This is a genomic window from Curtobacterium sp. Leaf183, from assembly GCF_001424385.1.
In the GTDB taxonomy this organism is placed as follows: domain Bacteria; phylum Actinomycetota; class Actinomycetes; order Actinomycetales; family Microbacteriaceae; genus Curtobacterium.
In genome coordinates this window covers 439352-461003 of record NZ_LMPO01000001.1, presented here as the reverse complement: position 1 = coordinate 461003, position 21652 = coordinate 439352, and the positions used below count along the sequence as shown (strand labels likewise).

At 69.8% G+C, this 21652-nt stretch carries 18 protein-coding genes and 1 pseudogene; 9 read left to right on the top strand and 10 right to left on the bottom strand.

From position 1 onward, the window contains the following. Window positions 1-66: 66 nt before the first annotated feature. Together ASG04_RS02160 and ASG04_RS02155 are read right to left on the bottom strand one after the other, a co-directional pair. The gene (locus ASG04_RS02160; protein WP_056119524.1) at window positions 67-2673 is read right to left on the bottom strand and encodes an MMPL family transporter; all 2607 of its coding nucleotides are present in this window, start codon (window positions 2671-2673) and stop codon (window positions 67-69) included. 73 nt (window positions 2674-2746) lie between these two features. Continuing rightward, a complete protein-coding gene (locus ASG04_RS02155) occupies window positions 2747-3388 on the bottom strand; it encodes a TetR/AcrR family transcriptional regulator (protein WP_056119522.1) in 642 nt (213 codons plus the stop codon). Window positions 3389-3543: 155 nt separating this feature from the next. Here ASG04_RS02155 and ASG04_RS02150 point away from each other — a divergent pair, with 155 nt between their 5' ends. The 4 genes from ASG04_RS02150 (at window position 3544) to ASG04_RS02135 (ending at window position 7035) form a co-directional block, all read left to right on the top strand. Then, a complete protein-coding gene (locus ASG04_RS02150; protein WP_056119520.1) occupies window positions 3544-5025 on the top strand; it encodes a mannitol dehydrogenase family protein in 1482 nt (493 codons plus the stop codon). A gap of 138 nt (window positions 5026-5163) precedes the next feature. After that, complete coding sequence (locus ASG04_RS02145; protein ID WP_082517735.1) at window positions 5164-5775, top strand: TetR family transcriptional regulator; 612 nt, start codon at window positions 5164-5166, stop codon at window positions 5773-5775. 27 nt (window positions 5776-5802) lie between these two features. Next, a complete protein-coding gene (bla, locus tag ASG04_RS02140) occupies window positions 5803-6741 on the top strand; it encodes a class A beta-lactamase (RefSeq protein WP_056119515.1) in 939 nt (312 codons plus the stop codon). Between the two features lie 30 nt (window positions 6742-6771). After that, window positions 6772-7035, top strand: coding sequence for a hypothetical protein (locus ASG04_RS02135; protein ID WP_056119513.1), 264 nt, complete (start codon window positions 6772-6774; stop codon window positions 7033-7035). A 65-nt stretch (window positions 7036-7100) separates the two neighbouring features. Here ASG04_RS02135 and ASG04_RS02130 read toward each other — a convergent pair whose 3' ends face one another. From ASG04_RS02130 to ASG04_RS02115, 4 genes are read right to left on the bottom strand one after another with little or no spacing between them, the layout of a single operon-like run. Beyond that, window positions 7101-8105, bottom strand: coding sequence for an ABC transporter substrate-binding protein (locus ASG04_RS02130; RefSeq protein ID WP_156463482.1), 1005 nt, complete (start codon window positions 8103-8105; stop codon window positions 7101-7103). Between the two features lie 11 nt (window positions 8106-8116). Continuing rightward, on the bottom strand, window positions 8117-8953 hold the full coding sequence (locus ASG04_RS02125; RefSeq protein ID WP_056119507.1) for an ABC transporter ATP-binding protein: 837 nt from the start codon (window positions 8951-8953) through the stop codon (window positions 8117-8119). Next, the gene (locus ASG04_RS02120) at window positions 8950-10050 is read right to left on the bottom strand and encodes a FecCD family ABC transporter permease (protein WP_235515401.1); all 1101 of its coding nucleotides are present in this window, start codon (window positions 10048-10050) and stop codon (window positions 8950-8952) included. The genes ASG04_RS02125 and ASG04_RS02120 overlap by 4 nt, the downstream gene beginning before the upstream one ends. Next, on the bottom strand, window positions 10047-11126 hold the full coding sequence (locus ASG04_RS02115) for a FecCD family ABC transporter permease (RefSeq protein WP_235515400.1): 1080 nt from the start codon (window positions 11124-11126) through the stop codon (window positions 10047-10049). Before ASG04_RS02115 ends, ASG04_RS02120 begins: the two co-directional genes overlap by 4 nt. Window positions 11127-11154: 28 nt before the next feature. Between ASG04_RS02115 and ASG04_RS02110 the strand changes: the two genes are divergently transcribed. Continuing rightward, on the top strand, window positions 11155-11988 hold the full coding sequence (locus ASG04_RS02110) for a siderophore-interacting protein (RefSeq protein WP_056119504.1): 834 nt from the start codon (window positions 11155-11157) through the stop codon (window positions 11986-11988). 80 nt (window positions 11989-12068) lie between these two features. Here ASG04_RS02110 and ASG04_RS02105 read toward each other — a convergent pair whose 3' ends face one another. The 3 genes from ASG04_RS02105 to ASG04_RS02095 are packed head-to-tail and all read right to left on the bottom strand — an operon-like array spanning window position 12069 to window position 15372. Beyond that, window positions 12069-12983, bottom strand: coding sequence for a carbohydrate ABC transporter permease (locus ASG04_RS02105; protein WP_056119501.1), 915 nt, complete (start codon window positions 12981-12983; stop codon window positions 12069-12071). Between the two features lies 1 nt (window position 12984). Next, window positions 12985-13950 (bottom strand): carbohydrate ABC transporter permease, encoded by a 966-nt coding sequence (locus ASG04_RS02100; RefSeq protein WP_082517733.1) that lies wholly within the window; start codon window positions 13948-13950, stop codon window positions 12985-12987. A gap of 54 nt (window positions 13951-14004) precedes the next feature. Beyond that, window positions 14005-15372, bottom strand: a complete 1368-nt coding sequence (locus ASG04_RS02095) for an extracellular solute-binding protein (RefSeq protein WP_056119499.1) — start codon at window positions 15370-15372, stop codon at window positions 14005-14007. Between the two features lie 211 nt (window positions 15373-15583). On the opposite strand from ASG04_RS02095, the pseudogene ASG04_RS02090 reads away from it, so the two are divergent. Then, a pseudogene (locus tag ASG04_RS02090) lies at window positions 15584-17070 on the top strand (alpha-N-arabinofuranosidase); the annotation flags it as partial. A 253-nt stretch (window positions 17071-17323) separates the two neighbouring features. On the opposite strand, the gene ASG04_RS02085 reads toward ASG04_RS02090, so the two are convergent. Beyond that, window positions 17324-18310, bottom strand: a complete 987-nt coding sequence (locus ASG04_RS02085) for a LacI family DNA-binding transcriptional regulator (protein WP_082517732.1) — start codon at window positions 18308-18310, stop codon at window positions 17324-17326. Window positions 18311-18547: 237 nt separating this feature from the next. Here ASG04_RS02085 and ASG04_RS02080 point away from each other — a divergent pair, with 237 nt between their 5' ends. From ASG04_RS02080 to ASG04_RS02070, 3 genes are all read left to right on the top strand, one after another. After that, window positions 18548-19483, top strand: a complete 936-nt coding sequence (locus ASG04_RS02080) for a carbohydrate ABC transporter permease (protein ID WP_056119493.1) — start codon at window positions 18548-18550, stop codon at window positions 19481-19483. Continuing rightward, window positions 19480-20457: a carbohydrate ABC transporter permease gene (locus ASG04_RS02075; RefSeq protein ID WP_056119490.1), complete on the top strand. Its 978-nt coding sequence runs from the start codon at window positions 19480-19482 to the stop codon at window positions 20455-20457. Before ASG04_RS02080 ends, ASG04_RS02075 begins: the two co-directional genes overlap by 4 nt. Window positions 20458-20535: 78 nt before the next feature. Beyond that, a partial coding sequence (locus ASG04_RS02070; protein ID WP_235515399.1) for an ABC transporter substrate-binding protein occupies window positions 20536-21652 on the top strand: 1117 nt, incomplete at its 3' end.

Here is a 21652-nt window from a genome sequence, read left to right as displayed (position 1 = left end):
CCCGGTGCCGGTCTCGTGGACCGGCACCGGGCCTCCAGGGTGGTGCGATGGGCGCGGTGCTCCCCGCTACGCGCGGTGCGCTGGCGGGTGCCCCGAGTCGTGCGTCGCGGCGTCCGGCGCGACCGGCAGGACGTGCGTCCCCGTGTGCGTCGACTCGCGCGGCATCTCGTGGCGGTCGCCGGGGTGGGAGCGCTCGAGCTTGGCGCCCTCGACGTCGACGTCCGGCACGATGCGGTCGAGCCACTTCGGGAACCACCAGGCGCTCTCGCCGAGCAGGTGCATCGCCGCCGGGATGAGCAGCATGCGCACGACGAACGCGTCGACGAGCACACCGAACGCCAGGCCGAAGCCGATCGGCTTGATCGTGGAGGAGTCCGAGAAGATGAAGCCCGCGAACACCGAGATCATGATGATCGCCGCTGCCGTGACCACCGCGCGACCCGCGTGCAGACCGCGCTGGACGGCCACCTTCGCGTTCGCGCCGTGGGCGTAGGCCTCACGCATGCCCGACACCAGGAACAGCTGGTAGTCCATCGCGAGCCCGAACAGGATGCCGATCTCGATGATGGGCAGGAAGCTCAGGATCGGCGCGGGGTCGTGCACCCCGAACACGCTGCCGAGCCAGCCGAACTGGTAGATCGCGGTCAGGCCACCGAACGACGCCAGCACCGACAGGATGAAGCCCGCCGTGGCCGTGATCGGCACGAGGAACGACCGGAACACGATGATGAGGATGATCAGGGACAGCCCGACCACGACCGCCAGGTAGAGCGGCAGCACGTTCGACAGCTTCTCGGACACGTCGATGTTCGCCGACGCGTTGCCCGCGACCCCGAGCGAGACCGTGCCGTCGTCCACGCTCACGTCCTGCGTGCGCAGGTCCTTGACCAGGTTCTCGGTCGAGACGCTGTCCGGGCCGCCGTTCGGCTTCACCTGGAAGGCGATGACCTCGCGTGACTTCGAGGCGCCGATCGGCAGCACCGCATCGACGTCGTCGTTCTTCGCGATCGCCTGCCCGATGGTGACCTCGGTCGCGGTGACGTCGTCCGCGCTGACCGCCTTCGGCAGGGTCGCCACGACCAGCAGCGGACCGTTCTGGCCGGCGCCGAACTCCTTGTCGAGCGCCTTGTACGCCTTGTACTGGCTGGAGTCGACGGCTTCGGACGAGCCGCTCGGCAGGCCGAGGCGCATCTGCGTTGCCGGGAGGGCGATCGTGCCGAGCACCGCGACGCCCGCGACGAGCGTGATGACCGCGCGCCAGGTCGACATCGGCTTGTTCGGCACGCGGGTCGAGCCCGTGTTGCCGATGCGCTCCCGCTCCTTGCGCCGCAGGATCCGCATGCCGATGAGCGACAGCAGCGCCGGGGTGAACGACGTGGCGATGCAGATCGCGAAGAAGACCGCGACCGCGCCGACCGTGCCCATGAGGCCGAGGAACGGGATGCCGGTGATGTTGAGCGCGAGCAGCGCGACGATGACCGTGGCGCCCGCGAAGACCACGGCGTTGCCCGAGGTGCCGTTCGCCAGGCCGATGGACTCGTGCACCGGCATGCCCTGCTTGAGCTGGGTGCGGTGGCGGTTCAGGATGAAGAGCGAGTAGTCGATGCCGACCGCCAGGCCCAGCATCACCCCCAGCACCGGCGTGACCGAGATGAACTCGACCAGGCTCGAGAAGGACAGGGCCGCGAGTGACGCGACGCCGACGCCGAGCACGGCCGACACGAGCGGGACCGCGGCGCCGATCACCGTGCGGAGCATCAGGAACAGCACGATCGCGGCGATGATCACGCCGCCGATCTCGCCGGGTCCCAGGATCGACGGCACGCCCTGGGCGATGTCGTTCGACACGTAGACCTCGACGCCGTCGATCTTGGCGTCGTCGGCCTTGTCCGAGATCGCGGTCTTCGTGGACGCGGGCACCTCGTAGGTCGACTTCGTGAACTGGACCGTCCCGATCACCGTGCTGTCGTTCTTCGACACGAAGCGGATGTCCTTCGACAGGTCCAGCAGCTTCGTGCCCTGCGTCAGCTCGGTCGCGTTGGCGTCGAGCTTGTCCTTCGCCGCGTCGAGCTTCGCCTGCCCCTCGGTGAGCTGAGCCTTGTTCGCGTCGAGCTCGGACTGGGCGGCCGTGAGCTGCTGCTGCGCCGCCTCGGCCGCGGCGCCCGTCAGCGCGGAGGCCTGCTGCTTCTGCGCATCGAGCTGCTGCTGGCCCTGCGTGACCTGCTGGAGACCGGAGTCGATCGTGGCCTGCTGCTGCGTCAGTTGGGCGCGGCCGTCCGTGATCTGCTGCTTGCCGTCGACGAGCTTCTGCCGCTGGTCGTCGAGCCGCTTCTGGGTGTCGAACCCGCTCGTGGCGCCCTTGACGCCCTTGAGCTGTTCGACGTCCTTGAGGAAGTCCGCGACGCCGGTCTTCTGTGCGTCCGAGAACGCCGCGCCGTCCTTCGTGGTGAACACGAGCGTGCCGGTGCCGCCGTTCGCGCTCGGGAACTTGTCCGCGAGCTCGTCCTGGACCTGGCTGGTCTTGGTGCCCGGGATGGTGATCGACGAGGAGATGGTCCCGGCGAACAGGGCGTACGTGCCGCCCGCGATGCCCATCACCACGATCCACGTGATGATCACGAGCCAGTGCCGCCGTGCGGAGAATCGTCCGAGGCGGTAGAGCAGACCGGCCATGCGGTGCCCCGTTCCTTTCGTAGAGGGTGGTGCTGTGGGTGCGGGGCACGCCGGCGGACCCCTGGTGGTGCGTCTAGTGGTCGGCCATGTAGCCGCTGCGGACACTGTGCACGAGTCGCGCGAGCAGGGCGTCCCAGTCGTCGAGGGCCGCTTGGTCGAGCCGCGGGCCCGTCGTGGTGAGCCAGTGTTCGGCGATGACGACGATGCCGCTCATGAGCGACTCGACGAGCAGCGCGGCATCGAGGGCGTCGGCGGCGGGGTGCCGGCGGGCGACCTCGTCGCGGAGCCGGCCGGTGACCCGGGTGAACGCCGTCTGCGTCAGCACGGCGGCCTTGGCGTCGGTCTCCTCGTCGGGCTCGCCGAGGATCGTCTGCATCCGGACGATCGCGGGTGCGAGGTCGGCTCCGCGGGCGGCCGACTCGAGCTCGTCGAACATCGCCGACCGGGTGCCGTCGCCGACGGGTGTGTTCGCCATGTCGGCGAGGAACCGGTCGATGATCACGCTGAGGACCTCTTCGCAGACGGTCAGCAGGATCTCGTCGAGCGAGGAGAAGTGGTTGAACACCGTGCGACGGGCGACGTCGGCCCGAGCCGCGAGCTCGTCCACGCTGAAACCACGGCCACCGCGCTCGTCGACCAGTTCCCGCGCGGCCTGCAGGATCGCAGCACGGTGCTTCGCCTTGAGGGCAGCACGACGGTCGATCGACAGGGTCACGACGTGAACACTAAGTGCATCGATGCACTCGGTGCAACGAGCACGAGTGGATGCTCAGGCTTGTCCCCCGACTACGATCGCCGGTGAACGACGGTGCAGAACAACTGTTCCGTGATTGACTGGCCGGGCCATCACCACCGTACGAAGGAGTACCGATGTCCGTTCGCCTGTCTCCGGACACCCTCGACGAGATCGCCGCGAGCGGTGTCGCGGTCCCGACGTACGACCGGGCCGGGATCACCGCCGGCATCGTCCACTTCGGCGTCGGCGGCTTCCACCGTGCGCACCAGGCCATGGTCATCGACCGTCTGCTGCAGCAGGGCGAGGCTCGTGACTTCGGCATCTGCGGCGTCGGGGTCCTCGAGCAGGACCGCCGCATGGCCGAGGCGATGGCGACCCAGGGCGGCCTGTACACGCTCGTCCTCAAGCACGCGGACGGCACTCGCGAGGCCCGGGTCATCGGCAGCATCGTCGACTACCTGCTGGCGGTCGACGACCCCGATGCGGTCATCGAGAAGATGGCCTCGACCGACACCCGGATCGTCAGCCTGACCATCACCGAGGGTGGGTACAACTTCGACCACGTGACGGGGGAGTTCGTGGCGGACGAGCCCGGTGTCGTCGCGGACCTGTCCGGGGACCAGCCGCCGCACACGGTCTTCGGCTTGGTCGTCGAGGCGCTGCGTCGACGGCGCGACCGCGGGCTCGAGCCCTTCACCGTGATGTCGTGCGACAACATCCAGGGCAACGGCCACGTCGCACGGGAGATGTTCACCGCCTACGCCCGCCTGCAGGACCCGTCCTTCGCCGACTGGATGGACGAGCACGTGCACTTCCCGAACTCGATGGTGGACCGGATCACGCCCGTGACGACCGACGAGGACCGCGCGTCGGTGCGCGACGACCTCGGCATCGAGGACGCGTGGCCCGTCGTCGCCGAGCCGTTCTTCCAGTGGGTGCTCGAGGACGACCACCCGGCGGGACGTCCGCCGTACGAGGACGCCGACGTGCAGCTCGTCGACGACGTCGAGCCCTACGAGCTCATGAAGCTGCGGCTGCTCAACGCCAGCCACCAGGGGCTGTGCTACTTCGGGTACCTGGCCGGGTACCGGTACGCCCACGAGGCGACCCAGGACCCCGCCATCGCGACCTTCCTGCGGCGCTACATGGACGAGGAGGGCACGCCGACGCTCAAGGCCGTCCCCGGCATCGACCTCGACGACTACAAGGCGACGCTCATCGAGCGGTTCCAGAACCCAGAGGTGCGCGACACGCTGGCGCGCCTGTGCGCGGAGTCGAGCGACCGCATCCCGAAGTGGCTGCTGCCGGTCGTGCGCGACAACCTGGCTTCCGGCGGCCCGGTCGCCCTGTCCGCGGGCATCGTCGCTTCGTGGGCGCGCTACGCCGAGGGGACGGACGAGTCGGGCGAGCCCATCACGATCGTCGACCGGCTCGCCGACTCGCTCAACCGCATCGCGCTCAGCCAGCGGGAGGACCGGCTCGCCTTCATCGAGAACCGTGCGGTGTTCGGGGACCTGGCCGACGACGAGCGGTTCGTCACGGCCTACCGCGACGCGCTCGACGGACTGATCGACGACGGCGCCCACGCGACGGTGGAGCGCCTGTCCCGCTCCTGATCCCTCATGCCAGCAGCGCCGTGACGCGCGGGTCGCCGGGCGGCGCGGCGGCGGGCATGGCGCGAGCGTACCGGCGGCTGTCCACAGATGCTCCCTGTGTGCCTCTGACTTCCGTCAGCGACTGTCAGCATCCAGAGGATGACGAACGCGAGACGCCAGCAGCCGCTTCCGACGCCCCGGGTCCCGATGGAGTTCGACCCGGGGGTCCGCGTCCGACATCGCACGGCGATGTGGTTGGCGATCGAGACGGCCGCTGTCACGCTCGTCGCACAGCGGGGCTTCGACGCCGTCACGGCGCAGGACATCGCGGCCGAGGCGGACATGACCCAGCGGACCTTCTTCCGGTACTGCCCCGCGAAGGTGGACGCGTTCCGGTTCGGCGTGCACCACGTCCACCGGTTCGTCGGCGCGCTCGTTCGCGACCCCGTCGACTTCGAGGCCGTCACGGAGCGGGTCCTCCAGTGCCTCGGCCGGATGGAGGCGGACCGGACCGGAGGGCGCGAGCGGCTCCGGAGGATCTGGGACCTCGTCGTCTCCGATCCGGCGCTGTCGGCTGCGATGGCTGCGCGGGACGCGGAGCAGGTGGTCGACCTCCGGAGCGTCTGGCGGTGTCCGGATCCGTTCGTGGTGCCGATCACGCTCCTGGCGCTGCGGGTGTCCCTCGAGATCTGGGCGTCAGCAGACGATGCGACGCTCGGCGATGCCTTCCGCTCGGCCGGCGCGCGCCTGCGCGACAGTGTTCGACCGTGACGCAGGTCGGTGTCGGATACTGGCGGCATGCGTGCAACGACGATCGTCTCCTCGTCGGCGATCGGCCTGGCGGTCGTGCTGGCGGCGGCCGGCTGCAGCGGAGGCGCCACGCCGGCTGCCTCGACCGCGACGTCGACGGGGGCAGCGGCGGCGGCAGCGACGACGGGCACGGGCGCGTCCCAGCGATCGGACGACGCCTCGTTCCGACAGCTCGAGCGGCAGCACGACGCGCGCCTGGGCGTCGTGGCGGTCGACACCGGCTCCGGACACCGCGTCGCGTACCGGTCGGGGGAGCGCTTCGCGTTCGCGTCGACGAACAAGGTGTTCATCGCCGCGGCGGTCCTGGCGGGGTCATCGGACGCCGACCTCGACACCGTCGTGCACTACGACCGAGGCGACCTGCTGTCCTACGCCCCGGTCACGAGCCGGTTCGTCGACTCCGGGATGACGGTGCGGGAGCTGGTCGACGCGGCCCTGCGCTTCAGCGACAACACCGCGGCGAACCTGCTCGTCGAGCGGGTCGGCGGTCCGGACGCCGTCGAGCGGTACCTGCGCGGGATCGGCGACCGCACGACGAACGTCGACCGCCTCGAACCCGAGCTCAACGAGGCGACGCCGGGTGACCCGCGCGACACCACGACGCCGGCGCAGTTCGTCACCGACCTGCGGAAGGTGCTGCTCGGGACGACCCTCGACACGACGGACCGGACGTTCCTGCGCGACACCATGCTCGACAACACCACGGGTGCGGCAACGGTCCGCGCGGGCGTCGATCCGACGTGGCCGGTCGCCGACAAGACGGGCACGGGGGAGTACGGCGTCCGGAACGACATCGCGGTGGTCTACCCGGCCGGTCGTGCCCCGGTCGTGGTCGTGGTCATGACGAGCCGGGACCAGCCGGACGCCACGACCGACGACGCCCTGGTCGCCGCCGCGACGAAGGCCGCGGTCGGAGCGCTGCGCTGACCCGGAGCACCGCGGCGTACGATCCGCGACATGGCTGACTTCACCGCCGCACAGGCTGCCGTCGTCCGGATCGAGCGCGCCGAGGAGGGCCGTTGGGACCTGACCGTCATCAGTGACAGCGGTGTCCCGATGGGGCACGGCGTGTACCTGTTCGAGCCCGACCGCGACGACGAACAGGACGAGGTCGCCGGCGCGGCCGAGTTCGTCGGCGAGTACGGCTTCCGCTTCGACCCGGAGGCCGTCGTCGCCGACGGCCCCGATGCGTTCTGGGCTCCGCTGCTGCCGAAGGACTGACCACGCGACGGACGGGAGGCCCGGTGCCAGCTGGCACCGGGCCTCCCGTCCGGATCGGCGTGGGTCTAGGACAGCTTCTTGCTGTCGTCGAGCCAGCCCGCCAGCTGCGTCATGTACTGCGCCTGCGAGGCGTAGTCGAGTGCCGGGAACGTCCAGCTGTGGACCTGGCCGGCCTGCAGTGCCGTGTTGTCGGCGAACGTCGGCTGCTTCTCGAGGTCGGCGACCTGGTACCCCTGCTGTGACAGCAACAGCACGTCACCGCTGATCTGGCCCGCGTTCTCCCAGCTGTAGATCCCCCAGTAGTAGCCCTTCGGCTTCGGGGTGACGAGGTCGACACCGAAGTCGCGGTACATCTGCAGGGTCGGTTCGTCAGCGGGGCGGGTGACGTAGGCGCCGTCGCCGTCGGCGTACATCGAGACGACCCGCAGGTCCTGTCGCTTCGTCGCCGCGGTGAGTTCGTCCTTCGCGGAGTCGAAGCGCTTCTCGGCAGCGGCGACCGTCGACTCCTTCGCCCCGAGCGACTCGGCGAGCCCGCTGATGTCCTTGATCACGTCGAGGCCCTTGCCGCCCCACTTGACCTGGACGATCGGGGCGATGGCCGCGATCTGCTTCTCCTGCGCCTTGTCCTTGAAGCCGTAGCCCGGCGCCTTCGGGTCGAGCGTGCCCTGTTCGTCCGTCGGGTACACGGAGGTGACCACGAGGTCGGGCTTCAGCGCCGCGAGCTGCTCGAGGTCGATGTCGCCGTACGCCTTGCCGAGCTGGGTGATGCCGTCGGTGTCGAGGCCCTTGAACCGCGCGTCGGAAGCCATCGTCAGCTGCCCGAAGGTACCGACCGGGCGCAGACCGTACTGCACGAACGAGATCGCGATGTCGTTGAGGACGACGACCCGCTTCGGCGTGTGGTCGACCTTGACGGTGGTGCCCGTGGCGTCCTCGTACGACCAGGCACCGCCAGCGGCCGCGGAGGAACCGCTGCCCGCGGACGATCCGGTCGTCCCGGTGCTCGAGCAGCCGGCCAGGAGGAGGGCCGATGCGGCCACTGCGGTCAGGAGAATCGATCGGAGCTTCACATTAGGGGAGCCTAACCTAAGTAAGTCGAGTCGGCGAGACCCGTGACGTGGTCGAGGTCGTGTTCGTCGGCCTCGGGCACGACCATCGGCGCCCCGGTCACCGGGTCCGGGACGACGCGGGCGTGGAGTCCGAACGCCTCGGCCAGGACGGCGGGCGTCAGCACCTCGTGCGGCGTGCCGTCGGCGACGACGCCGCCGTCGTGCAGCACGACCAGGCGGTCCGAGTACCGGGCGGCGAGCGTCAGGTCGTGGAGCACCATGACGACCGTCGCGCCCTGGTCGCGGTTGATCCGCCGGACGAGCCGCAGGACCTCGAGCTGGTGGGCCAGGTCGAGGTAGGTCGTGGGCTCGTCGAGCAGCAGGGTGTCGGCGTGCTGCGCGAGCACGAGGGCGATCCACGCACGCTGCCGCTGACCGCCGGACAGGCTCGCGACGTCGCGGTGGGCCACCGCCGTCAGCCCCGTGGCGGCGATGGCGTCCTCGGCGACGGCGGCGTCCTCGGCGGTCCACGGCTTCGCCCAGGACTGGTGCGGGTTGCGGCCGCGCATGACCAGGTCGAGCACGGTGGTGCCGGCCGGGGCGACGGGGGACTGGGGCAGGATGGCGAGCTTGCGGGCGACGGCGCGGTTCGGCTCCGAGCGGATCGGGACGCCGTCCAGGTGGACCTCGCCCGCGATGGGCTTGAGCACCCGCCCGAAGGCCTTGAGCAGCGTTGACTTGCCGCAGCCGTTCGCCCCGAGGAACGTGGTCACGGTGCCGCGCTCGATCGACAGGTCGAGGTCCTGCAGCACGGGGTGGCGGTCGTAGCCGACGGAGAGCCCGCGGGCCTCGAGCACGGACGGGGTCATCGGGACATCTCCTTGCGGTGGCGGACGAGCAGCCAGATCAGGTACGGGGCGCCGATGACGGTCGTGACGATGCCGACCGGCACCTGCCACGGGAACGCCGAGCGGGCGAGCAGGTCGGCGCCGAGGACGAGGACCGCCCCGAGCGCCGCGGACAGCAGCAGTGGCGGACGGTTGGTCCCCGCCAGTCGGAGGGCGATCTGCGGCACGACGAAGGCCACGAAGCCGACCGGGCCCGCGGCGGCCACGGCGGCGGCGGTGAGCACGACGGCCAGGGCGATCACGAGCAGCCGGTGTCGCTGGATGCCGAGCCCGACGCCGACCGCGACCTCGTCCCCGAGCTGACCGATGCCGAGCGCCGCGCTCGTCGCCAGGGCGATGGGCACCGCCACCACGGCCACGGCGAGCAGCGGCCAGACGCTCGACCACGACGTGCTCGACAGGCTGCCGACGAGCCACTGCGACGCCGCGGTGGCCTGGGTGATCTGGGCACGGACGAGCAGGTAGCTGGTGACCGCGTCGAGCGTGGCGCTCACCCCGATCCCGACCAGCACGAGCCGGTAGCTCTGCACGCCGCCGCGCCAGCCGAGCCCGTAGACGGTGACGGCGGCGACCAGTGCGCCGATCGTGGCCGCGACCGGGATGCCGCCGCCGAGCACGAGCGTGCTGATGGCGGAGCTCCCGCCCCCGAGCACCACGGCGGCCACCGCGCCGACGCTGGCGCCCGAGGTCACCCCGATGATGTCGGGCGTGCCGAGCGGGTTCCGCGTGAAGGTCTGTGTCAGCGCCCCGGCAACGGCGAGCGTCAGCCCGACGAGCGCCCCGGTGAGCACCCGGGGCAGTCGGAGTGCGGTGACGATGAAGGCGTCGGGGCCGCTCTCGAGCCCGACCAGCGACCGGATGACGACACCCGGTGCGATCCACGTCGAGCCGATCGCGACGCCGAGCACCACGAGCAGCACGGCCACCACGACCGCGCCGACGGTCATGCCGAACACCCGTGGGCGCCAGGCGAGTCCGATCGGCCCGATGCGGACGCCCCGGCGCGGACCGGGGTGCGGTGCGACGACGCCGGCGTCGGCGAGCACCCGCCCGCTCACAGCGACACCAGCGATCGACGTCGGGCGACGGCGACGAACACCGGGCCGCCGATCACGGCGAGCACGATCCCGACCTCGACCTCGGCGAACCCGCCGATGAGCCGGCCGACCACGTCCGCGAGCAGCACCAGCGCGGCCCCGAGCAGCGCCGACGCCGGCAACGCCCATCGGTGGCCCGTCCCGACGAGGGCTCGTGCCACGTGCGGGACGGTCAGACCGACGAAGCCGATCGGGCCCGCCGCCGCCGTCGCTCCGGCGGCCAGCAGGGTGATGCCGCCCAGGCCGACCAGGCGTGCGACGAGCACGTTCTCCCCGAGGCCCCGCGCCAGGTCGGCGCCCAGCCCGAGGGCGTCGAGCGCGCGGACGTTGGCGACCGCGAGCACGAGCCCCACGACCAGGAACGGCCAGGTCGCACCGAGCACGTCGAGCTGCCGTCCGGACAGGGACCCGACCACCCACAGGCGGTACGCGTCGAGCGAGTCCCGGTCGGTGAGGACGATGAACGACGTCACGGCGCCCAGCAGTGCTGACACCGCGGCTCCGGCGAGGGCGAGCGGCACGGGGCTCGCCGTCCCGCTGCCCGCGATCGTGACCGAGAACACGACGACGCTGGCGACGACCGCGCCGGCCAGGGCGAACCACACCGTCACACCCGTGTTCGTGATGCCGAAGACGTAGACGCCGACCACCACGGCGAGCCCCGCGCCGGCCGAGACCCCGAACAGGCCGGGGTCGGCGAGCGGGTTGCGCGTGTGTCCCTGCATGAGCAGCCCCGCGATGCCGAGCGCTGCACCGACGGTCGCGCCGATGAGCGTGCGGGGGATCCGGGAGCCCCACACGATGGCGTCGTCGGTGCTCGTGCCGGTGTGCAGCAGCCCGGCCAGGACCCGGTCGACGCCGATGTGGTTGCTGCCGAGCAGCATGCTCAGCACGCTCGTGACGGCGAGCGCCACGACCATGACGACGACCAGCAGTGACCGCCGGCGGAGCGTCGCACGGTGCACCCCGGTTGCGCCGACCGACGTGCCTGCGGTCAGCGGGCGGATGTCCGTGGGGACGGGAACGGAGACTGGCACGCGAATCATCTTAGGTTAGCCTTGCCTCATGGCGAAGACCCCGCGGCTCATGCCCACGAACCCCCGGCTGTTCCGGGCGCGCGTCCTCCGGACCGAGCGCGCGACGCCGTCGATTCACCGCGTCACCGTCACCGGCGACGACCTGCACGAGTTCGGGTACCTCGGCTTCGACCACTGGTTCCGCCTGTTCATGCCGCTCCCGCACCAGGACGCGTTCCGGCTGCCGGAGCTCGACGGCGCGAAGTGGTGGCCGCCGTTCCTGGCCATCCCCGAGGACGTCCGCCCGCACTGCGCGAACTACAGCGTCGCCGCCTTCCGCCCCGGGACCGAGACGTCGCCGGCCGAACTGGACATCGACTTCGTCGTGCACACCGACGTCGACGGCACGCCCGAGGGCCGTGCGGCGCTCTGGGCCTGCGCAGCACAGCCGGGCGACGAGCTCGCCTTCCTCGACCAGGGCTGCATCTTCGACTGCCCGGACGACGCCACCGAGGTGCTCGTCGTCGCCGAGGAGACCGGACTGCCCGGCGTCGTCGGCATCGCGGCGTCGCTGCCGCGGGACGCCGTCGGACGGATCATCATCGAGGTCCCGACGGCCGCCGACATGCGGGAGCTCGACGCCCCCGACGGTGTCTCGGTGACCTGGCTCGTCCGCCAGGACCCGCACGCGACCCCGGGTGCCGCCGCCCTCGAGGAACTCCGCCGCCACACCCCGTCCGACGACCGTGGCTACGCGTTCGTCGTGGGGGAGTCGACCCTGGCCACCGAGGGCCGGCGCCACCTGCACCGGTCGGGGCTGCCGAAGTCCCGCATCACCTTCAGCGGGTTCTGGAAGCAGGAGCGCACGCGCGTCCACGCGTGACGTGCCCGCGGCCGGACACACGACGGACGGGAGGCCCGGTGCCAGCTGGCACCGGGCCTCCCTTTCGTCGTGTGGTGGCGTCAGCCCTTGAGGCCGGAACCCGTCACGCCCTCCACGATCTGCCGCTGGAAGATCAGGTAGAGGATGATGAGCGGCAGCGCCGCGAGCAGCGCACCGGCCTGGATGTCGGCGTAGCGCTGGCCGAAGCTGCCCTGGACCGTCGCCAGACCGACCGGGATGGTCATCAGGTCCGGGTTCGACAGGACGAACAGCGGCAGCAGCAGGTTGTTCCAGACGCCGACGAACGTCAGGATCGTCACCGCGGCGATGACCGGACGCGACAGCGGCAGGATCACCGACCAGTAGACCTTCCAGATGCCCGCGCCGTCGATGCGTGCGGCCTCCTCGAGCTCGCGGGGGATCCCGTCGAAGAACTGCTTGAAGATGAACACCGCGATCACGGCCGGCACCTGCGGGAAGATGACCGACCAGTAGGTGTTCAGCAGGCCGACGGAGTTGAGCTCCTGGAAGATCGGGATGATCAGGACCTGCGTCGGGATCATGATGCCGAGGATGATCAGCAGGAACGCGACGTTGCGGCCGCGGAACACCAGCCGGCTCAGTGCGAACGCCGCCATCGAGGCGAACAGCACCGTCAGCAGCGCCGTGATGACGCTCGTGATGCCGCTGGCCAGGTACCAGTTCCAGATGTCGCCGGCCTGGAACAGCGACGCGTAGGAGTGCAGCGTCGGGTTCCAGTTCGACAGGATCGAGTTCGCGCCGAGGGCCGCGACGCCGTTGTCGGAGAGCGACGTCTTCAGGGCGAACAGGCTCGGGATGAGCCAGATGATCGCGAACACCGTCAGGATGATGCCCGACGCGATCGTGAACCCACGGCCGCTGACACCGATCTTGGCGGCGCTGGTCGGTGCGGCCGACGAGACGCCGGAGCGGTACTTCGGGCGCTCGGTCGTGATGCTCTCGGTGGCGGTCATGTCAGGCACCGATCTCTCGCTTGGCGGCAGCGCGCTCGACGAGCTGCCGGATGACCGCGATCGCGACGATCACGATGAACAGGAGCACCGATGCAGCCGATGCCGCACCGAGCCGGTTGTCGGTGAAGCCGACGCCCGTGATGAGCTGCAGCGAGACCTGGGTCGAGATGCCCGGGCCGCCGTTCGTCATCAGGTAGACCTGGTCGAAGATCTTCAGGCTGGCGATGATCTGCAGCAGGATGACCAGGGTCGTCGTGCGGCCGAGCAGCGGCAGCGTGATCGACTTGATCTGCTGCCAGTTCGACGCACCGTCGACCGCGGCCGCTTCGTACAGCTCGCGCGGGATCTCCTGCAGGCCGGCCAGGTAGAGCACGAAGTTGAAGCCGAGCGTCCACCACACGGTGGCCAGGGCGACGCCGATCATGGCCGTGTTCGGGCTGGCGAGCACACCGGCGCCCGGGGTCATGCCGAGCAGCGACTGGATGCTCGCGAACAGGCCGGTGCTCGGCGTGAAGATGAACACCCAGATCAGCGAGATCGTCGCCGAGGGCAGGATGAACGGCAGGAAGAACGCCAGGCGGAAGAACCACTGACCCTTGTTCATGCGGTTCGTCAGCACGGCGAACACGAACGCCAGGATGACCAGCGGCGGCGTCGTGTAGAGCGTGAACTGCAGGGTGTGCCAGAGCGACGACCAGAAGTCGTCGCGGCCGAGCATCTCCGCGTAGTTCGAGAAGCCGGCGAAGCTGCCGAGTCCGGTGCGGACCGTCGAGGTGTTGAAGAAGCTCGTGACGAGCATCCACACGGTCGGTCCGAGCAGGAAGGCGATGTAGAACAGGCCGAAGGGAGCCAGGAAGAGCCACCCGCTGCGGCCCTGGCCGCGGGTGAGGCTGGTGCGGTAGGTGCGCAGCTTCCGGGGCGCGGACGCGGCGTCCGTGGGCCGGTCGAGGACAGGTGCTGTGGTCACGTCATCGTGCCTTTCGCAGGGTGTTCACGGCGTTCGTGGTGGTCGTCGGGCTGATCACAGCGGGCTCGGCGTGTTGAGGTAGGTGGACAGCTGGGACTTGATCGCACCCATGGCGGCGGCGGGGGAGCTGCTGCCCTGCTGGACGAGCGCGAGCTGGGCGCCGACGGTGTTCTCGAACGTCGAACCCGACCCGCCGTACCAGGCGGCGTCGTCGAACACGGCCGACTCGGCGGCCGACGCGTAGTTCGACTGCGGGGTCAGGTTCTTGTACGCGGAGCTGTCGTACGTCGGCAGGTAGGCCGGCACGTGACCACCCTGGGCCCAGGTGAGGCTCTGCTCGAGCATCTGCTTGATGAAGAGCATCGCCGCCTTCTTCTGCTCCGGCGTGCGGTCCTTACGCGGCAGGATGAAGGTGTGCGAGTCGGCCTGGGTGGCGGGCTTGTCGAACAGCTGCGGGACCGGCGCCATGCCGAACTTCAGTCCCTTGATGGACTGCGCGGTGCTGATCTCCCACTCGCCCTGCATGAAGAACCCGGCCTTGCCGGTGAACATCAGCGTCTGCGCCGTGGCGTAGTCGAGGCCCTTGTTGAGCCAGCCGCTCTTGACCCACTTCTGGGTCATCTCGGTGACCTTCGTGTACGCGTCCTCGTTGACGGTGAGCTTCGCGCCGCCGTCGCTGATGAACGGCGTCGCACCGTTGATCTGGTTGTACATCGTCCAGAAGAAGCGCCACGGGGTCGCGACCTCGCTGACGTTCGCGACGTTGAGCGCCGTGCCACCGGTGACCTTGGAGACCGCGGCCAGCGCGCTCTCGAAGGCATCCACGCCGGTGAGGTCCTTGAGCTTGCCGTCGCCGTCGAGCAGTCCGGCCTTCTGGCAGACGTCGACGTTGTAGAAGAGCACGAAGGGGTGCGTGTCGAGCGGGATGCAGATGTTCTTGCCGTCGGTCTTCTGCGCCGTCCACGCCTTCTGGTTGAAGTCGCTCGCGCTGAGGCCGACGCCGGCCAGGTCGTCGGACGTGATCGGGTCGAGCAGGTCGCCGTCCCACAGCGGCTTCGCGCGGGTGAGGTGCGAGATCGCGACGTCCGGCGGCTTGTTGCCGACGGTGGCCAGCGTGACCTTGGAGTAGTACGGGTTGCCCCACGCGAACGTGGTGGCCTGCAGCGAGCTGGAGCCGCCGTGCTGCTTGGCGTAGCCGCGCTCCATCTCCTGCATGCGCAGACCGTCACCGCCGCCGAACAGGTTCCAGAAGACCAGGGTCTCGGGGTTCAGGGCACTGCCGGCGAGACCGGCGGAGAGTGGGCTGGAACACGCGGCGAGCGGCAGGACCGTGGCAGCCGCGGCGCCGGCGGCGAGCAGGCTCCTTCGGGAGAAGCCCGCGCCGCGCATCTGCGTGACGGGTGGGACGGGTCGGATCGGCATGGCATCACTCCATCGGGATGGGCCGGGCGAGGACACCTGGGTCAGTGTCCCGTGAGCGCTCACATTAGCCCGCGTGTCCACGGTGCGCCAGCCCTTTCGTCGCGCTGTGGATACCGGTAGCGTTACGGACAGGTGAGCGCTCACTTTTCGTGACGGGGTGCCACCGAACGCACGACCCCTGCACGACGAACAGCCTGATCAAAGGAGATCCATGCCCCGCACACACCTCGTCCTCGACGCCGCCTTCACCGTGGGGCCGGTGCGCCGTCGTCTCTTCGGCGGGTTCGTCGAGCACCTCGGCCGTCACGTCTACGACGGCATCCACGAGCCGTCGCACGAGACGGCCGACGAGCACGGCTTCCGCAAGGACGTCATCGAGCTCGTCAAGGAGCTCGGCGTCACGACCATCCGCTACCCCGGCGGCAACTTCGTCTCCGGCTACAAGTGGGAGGACGGCGTCGGCCCGGTCGACGAGCGTCCGAAGCGCCTCGACCTGGCATGGCACTCCACCGAGACCAACGAGGTCGGCCTGCACGAGTTCCAGCAGTGGCTCGACTCCGTCGACTCCGAGCTGATGCTCGCCGTGAACCTCGGCACCCGCGGGACCGAGGCGGCCATCGAGCTGCTCGAGTACGCGAACATCCCCGGCGGCACCGCCCGCTCCGAGGAGCGCAAGCGCAACGGCCGCGAGGCACCGTTCGGCGTCACGATGTGGTGCCTGGGCAACGAGATGGACGGCCCCTGGCAGCTCGGCCACAAGAACGCCGACGACTACGGCAAGCTCGCGGCGATGACCGCCAAGGGCATGCGCCAGATCCAGCCCGACCTCGAGCTCGTGATCTGCGGGTCGTCCGGTGCCTCGATGCCGACCTTCGGCGAGTGGGAGCGCACGGTCCTCGAGCACGCCTACGACGACGTCGACTACATCTCGGCGCACGCCTACTACGAAGAGGGCGACGACCTCGCGACCTTCCTGGCGTCCGGCGTCAACATGGACCGCTTCATCGACACCGTGACGACCGCGGCCGACCACGTGCAGGCGCACAAGAAGTCGGACAAGCGCATCGACATCTCGTTCGACGAGTGGAACGTCTGGTCGATCTCGAAGTGGAACGAGATGCAGAAGGAGTTCACGATCGACGAGTGGCCCGTGGCCCCGCGTCTGCTCGAGGACATCTACACCGTGGCGGACGCCGTCGTCGTCGGCGGCCTGCTCATCTCGCTGCTCCGCCACGCCGACCGCGTTGCCTCGGCGTCGATCGCACAGCTCGTCAACGTGATCGGCCCGATCATGACCGAGCCCGGTGGCGAGGCCTGGCGCCAGACCACGTTCTTCCCGTTCTCGCTGACCTCGCGCCTGGCGCACGGCACCTCGCTGCAGGTCATCGCATCGGGTGACACGGTCGACGGCGGCACGTACGGGCAGGTCCCCGTGGTCGACTCCGCCGCCACGATCGAGGACGGCAAGGCCGCGGTGTTCCTGGTGAACCGCCACCTGTCCGAGAGCACGACGGTCACGATCGACCTGTCCGGGCTCGACGTCACGGGCGACCTGCACGCCGAGGGCGTCTGGGACGACGACCTGCACGCGGTCAACGACCTCGCGAACACGGCGCGCGTGGGGCTGCGCACGAACGAGACGGCTCGCCGCGAGGGCGACACCGTCACGATCGAGCTGCCGCCCGTCTCGTGGACGGCNTGGGTTGGGATCCCCGACCCACCACGCGCGTTCCTGCTTCCCGGGCCGGCAGGCGGGCGCGACGGCGCACGCTGCGGACGGGAGGCCCGGTGCCGGGCCGCCACGAGCCTCCCGTCCGCACCGTGCGCGGTTCGCGGCCCGTGCGAGGTTGCACGGGTGGTGCGGCGCTACAACCTCGCACCGGGCGGTCAGGCTCGCACGAAGGACCAACCGCGCACCGTGCCGTGCCGCGCCGCGCCGCGCCGCGCGCGCTCAGCGCGCCGGCGCCGCCGTGCTCGCGCGCTCGACGAGCCGCACGGGCACCAGGTCCGTGGCGGTGGCGACGACCTCGCCGTCGATCTGCGCGAGCAGGGTCGCGACCGCGCGCCGGCCGACCTCGTCGAAGGACTGGTGCACGGTCGTCAGCGGCGGCCAGAACGAGTCGGACTCCGGCGAGTCGTCGAAGCCCACCACGCTCAGTGACGACGGGACCGCGCGCCCGAGCTCGTGGCACGCCCGCAGGATCCCGAGCGCCGTCTGGTCGTTCGCGGCGAACACGGCGGTGATCTCCGGCCGTTCGGCGATCTCGAGCCCGGCGCGGTAGCCGGACGAGGTGTTCCAGTCGCCGCGGAACACGGGTGGCACCGTGCGTCCGGCCCGCTCGAGCGTCGACTGCCACGCGGCGAGCCGGCGTGCTGCCGAGTACGACGACGAGGGGCCGGCGACGTGCCAGACGGTGTCGTGGCCCAGGTCGAGCAGGTGTTGCGTCGCGAGCCGGGCGCCCTGGGTCTGGTCGGTGTCGATCGCCGGGTGGTCCGTCGTGCCGGTGGAGTCGACGACCACGACCGGGACGCCGTCGGGCAGGGCGACCTCCGCCGTGTCGATGACGTGCGACTCGATGATGATGATGACCCCGTCGACGGCCTGTTCGTGCAGGCGCGAGAAGGCCGACCTGACCCCTTCGCCCGTACGGGATGCCATTGGCAGCAGGGTGATGGTGAAGTCGGCGACCCCGGCGGCGTCGGCGATGGCCTCGAGCGTGCGCATGTTGCCGAAGGACGCCAGCGTGAACATGATCACGCCGATGGTGCGGAACCGGCCGGAGCGCAGGGCACGCGCGGCGCGGTTCGGCCGGTAGCCCAGCGAGGTCATCACGGCCTGGACGCGGAGTCGGGTGTCGGGGCTGACGTTGTCGAAGCCGCGGGCGACGCGGGAGACCGTCTGCATCGAGACACCGGCGGCGTCGGCGACCTCGGCCATCGAGGGGGAACGCCTGGTTCCGGGCGACGGCTCCGTCGTCACGATGATCCCTCTCGACACGTGCGGCAACCGTGCGGGATCCCGAACGGCCTCCCCGGACGGTAACGCATGTTGACGTTGCCATGCTATCGTCGGCTCATTCGATGTTGACGTCAACATCGCGACGCGGAACGCCGCGTTGCACGACCCACGACGACGCCATCGACCACACCCGAACGCTGCAGACAAAGGAGTCCCATGAGCACGCTCGCAGCGCGCACGGCACCGGCAGCCTCGCCGGCATCGCCTCCGCGACGGCGGCCGAAGCCCCGCGGCCGCTACACCGGCTGGCTGTTCGTCGGGCCGTTCGTCGCCGTCCTGGTCCTCATGCTCATCGTCCCGATCGGGTACGCGCTCTGGCTCAGCCTGTTCCGCGACCAGCTCGTCGGCGGCAACCAGTTCGTCTGGTTCGCCAACTACGTGCAGCTGTTCCAGGACTCGCAGTTCTGGACGGGGTTCGGCCGGGTCGCGGTGTTCCTCGTCATCCAGGTGCCGATCATGCTCGGCCTGGCGCTCGTCGCCGCGCTGGCGCTCGACAGCGCCCGCCTGTGGGGAACGGGCTTCTTCCGCATCGCGGTGTTCCTGCCCTACGCGGTCCCGGGCGTCGTCGCGGCCCTCATCTGGGGCTTCATCTACGGCAACCAGTTCGGCCTGACCGGGGCGGCGAACGACGCGATGGGCATCGACCTGCTGCAGCCGTTCAGCCCGACGTGGGTGCTCACCTCGATCGGCAACGTCGTCACGTGGGAGTTCCTCGGCTACAACATGCTGATCTTCTACGCGGCCCTCCGCACGGTCCCCGGCGAGCTGTACGAGGCGGCCGAGCTCGACGGCGCCGGCCCGATGCGCACGGTGTTCTCGATCAAGCTCCCCGCGCTCCGCGGCCCGATGGTCATCGCCACGATCTTCTCGATCATCGGCAGCTTCCAGCTCTTCAACGAGCCGAACCTGCTGAAGACCCTCGCCCCGAACGTCATCGGCAGCTCGTTCACGCCGAACATGTACGCCTACTCGCTGTCCTTCAGCGGCCAGCAGTTCAACTACTCCGCCACCGTCGCGATCGTCATGGGCGTGATCACCGCCGTGATCGCCTACGTCGTGCAGGTCCGCGGCACCCGTCAGGAGAACCGATGAGCACCCTGCAGCACCCCGCCACCGGTCCTGCCGCTCCGGCCACCGTCACCGAGGCGACCACGACGCTCCGCGACGGCCGTGGCGGAGCGGGACGAGCCTCCAGGAAGGCGAAGCCGCCCGTCGACGGCCGGAAGCCGAAGCGCTCCGGGCTGCTGACCGCCGTGATGATCGTGTTCGTCGTCTACTCGTTCGCGCCGCTGTTCTACCTGCTGGTCAACAGCACGAAGACGCAGTCGTCGCTGCTGAGCACCTTCGGACTCTGGTTCGGCGGGGACTTCAACCTGTGGCAGAACATCGTCGAGACGGTGACGTACAACGACGGCATCTTCCTGCAGTGGTTCGGCAACACGCTGCTGTACGTCGTCGTCGGAGCTGGTGGGGCGACCCTGCTCGCGACCGTCGCGGGCTACGGCATGGCGAAGTTCTCGTTCCCCGGCCGCCGTGCGGTGTTCGCGGTCGTCCTCGGCGCGATCGCGGTGCCCGGCACGGCGCTCGCCGTCCCGACCTTCCTGCTGTTCTCGCAGGTCGGCCTGACGAACACCCCGTGGGCGATCATCCTGCCGTCGCTCATCAGCCCCTTCGGCATGTACCTGATCTGGACCTACGCGGTCGATGCGATCCCCGCCGAACTGCTCGAGGCCGCCCGCATGGACGGTGCGGGGGAGTTCCGGATCTTCTTCACGATCGCGCTCCGGCTGCTCGCTCCCGGTGTCGTCACCGTGCTGCTGTTCGCGGTCGTGGCCACGTGGAACAACTACTTCCTGCCGCTCATCATGCTGAGCGACCCGAAGTGGTACCCGCTCACCGTCGGCCTGAACCAGTGGAACGCGCAGGCCACCGGCTCCGGCGCGCAGCCCATCTACAACCTCGTCGTCACCGGGTCGCTCCTCACGATCATCCCGATCGTGGTCGCGTTCCTGTTCCTGCAGCGCTTCTGGCAGTCCGGCCTGGCGGCCGGGTCCGTCAAGGCCTGAGACCCGGACTGGAGGCTCGCGTCTCCCGTCCGCACCACAGCAGCACCACCCCCAACACGAAGAAGTGAAAGGCACCCCATGAACACCAGGCTCCGGCGCGGACTCAGCGCCCTCGCCATCGGCGTCACCGCCGCCATCGCCCTGGCGGCCTGCGCCTCCGGCGGCTCCTCCTCCGGCGGTTCGTCGTCGGACATCGACTCGGCGCTGTCGAAGGGCGGGACGCTGACCTACTGGTCGTGGACCCCGTCCGCGAAGGCCCAGGTCGCCGCGTTCGAGAAGCAGTACCCCAAGGTGAAGGTCAAGATCGTCAACGCCGGCACCGGTGCCGACCAGTACACCAAGCTGCAGAACACGATCAAGGCCGGCTCGGGCGCCCCCGACGTCGCCCAGGTCGAGTACTACGCCATCCCGCAGTTCTCGCTGTCCGAGTCGCTCCTCGACCTGTCCAGCTACGGCTTCGGCGACCTGAAGAGCAAGTTCGCGGCCAGCACGTGGAGCTCCGTCACCGACGGCGACAAGGTCTACGGTTTGCCCCAGGACTCCGGCCCCATGGCGCTGTTCTACAACAAGAAGGTGTTCGACGAGCACGACATCGCTGTGCCCACGACCTGGGACGAGTACGTCACCGCGGCCGAGAAGCTGCACCAGGCCGACCCGAACGCCTACATCGCGGCGGACTCCGGCGACGCCGGCTTCACCACGAGCATGATCGCCCAGGCCGGCGGCACGCCCTTCACCACGAAGGGCGACAAGGTCTCGATCAACCTCGCCGACTCCGGTGTGCAGAAGTGGACGAAGACCTGGAACCAGCTCGTCGAGAAGGGCCTGCTGTCCAAGACCGTCGGCTGGACCGACGACTGGTACAAGCAGCTCGGCAACGGCGAGATCGCGACCCTGATCACCGGCGCCTGGATGCCCGGCAACCTCGAGGCGAGCGTCGCTGACGCGTCGGGCAACTGGCGTGTGGCCCCGATGCCGACCTACGACGGCTCGAAGGCCGCCACGGCGAACAACGGCGGCAGCGCCGAGGTCGTCATGAAGCAGTCGAAGAACCCGGCTCTGGCCGCGGGCTTCCTCAAGTGGCTGAACTCGTCGAAGGAGTCCACGAAGGTCTTCATGGAGTCGGGCGGCTTCCCGTCGACCACCGCTGACCTGGAGTCGTCGTCGTTCCTCAACGAGGAGCCGTCGTACTTCG

What these genes read in the sequence shown, in the direction of transcription:
- ASG04_RS02160 (WP_056119524.1), bottom strand. Translation starts at nt 2,673, where the DNA reads ATGGCCGGTCTGCTCTACCGCCTCGGACGATTCTCCGCACGGCGGCAC.
- ASG04_RS02150 (WP_056119520.1), top strand. Translation starts at nt 3,544, where the DNA reads ATGTCCGTTCGCCTGTCTCCGGACACCCTCGACGAGATCGCCGCGAGC.
- ASG04_RS02145 (WP_082517735.1), top strand. Translation starts at nt 5,164, where the DNA reads ATGACGAACGCGAGACGCCAGCAGCCGCTTCCGACGCCCCGGGTCCCG.
- bla (WP_056119515.1), top strand. Translation starts at nt 5,803, where the DNA reads ATGCGTGCAACGACGATCGTCTCCTCGTCGGCGATCGGCCTGGCGGTC.
- ASG04_RS02135 (WP_056119513.1), top strand. Translation starts at nt 6,772, where the DNA reads ATGGCTGACTTCACCGCCGCACAGGCTGCCGTCGTCCGGATCGAGCGC.
- ASG04_RS02125 (WP_056119507.1), bottom strand. Translation starts at nt 8,953, where the DNA reads ATGACCCCGTCCGTGCTCGAGGCCCGCGGGCTCTCCGTCGGCTACGAC.
- ASG04_RS02110 (WP_056119504.1), top strand. Translation starts at nt 11,155, where the DNA reads ATGGCGAAGACCCCGCGGCTCATGCCCACGAACCCCCGGCTGTTCCGG.
- ASG04_RS02105 (WP_056119501.1), bottom strand. Translation starts at nt 12,983, where the DNA reads ATGACCGCCACCGAGAGCATCACGACCGAGCGCCCGAAGTACCGCTCC.
- ASG04_RS02095 (WP_056119499.1), bottom strand. Translation starts at nt 15,372, where the DNA reads ATGCCGATCCGACCCGTCCCACCCGTCACGCAGATGCGCGGCGCGGGC.
- ASG04_RS02085 (WP_082517732.1), bottom strand. Translation starts at nt 18,310, where the DNA reads ATGGCCGAGGTCGCCGACGCCGCCGGTGTCTCGATGCAGACGGTCTCC.
- ASG04_RS02080 (WP_056119493.1), top strand. Translation starts at nt 18,548, where the DNA reads ATGAGCACGCTCGCAGCGCGCACGGCACCGGCAGCCTCGCCGGCATCG.
- ASG04_RS02075 (WP_056119490.1), top strand. Translation starts at nt 19,480, where the DNA reads ATGAGCACCCTGCAGCACCCCGCCACCGGTCCTGCCGCTCCGGCCACC.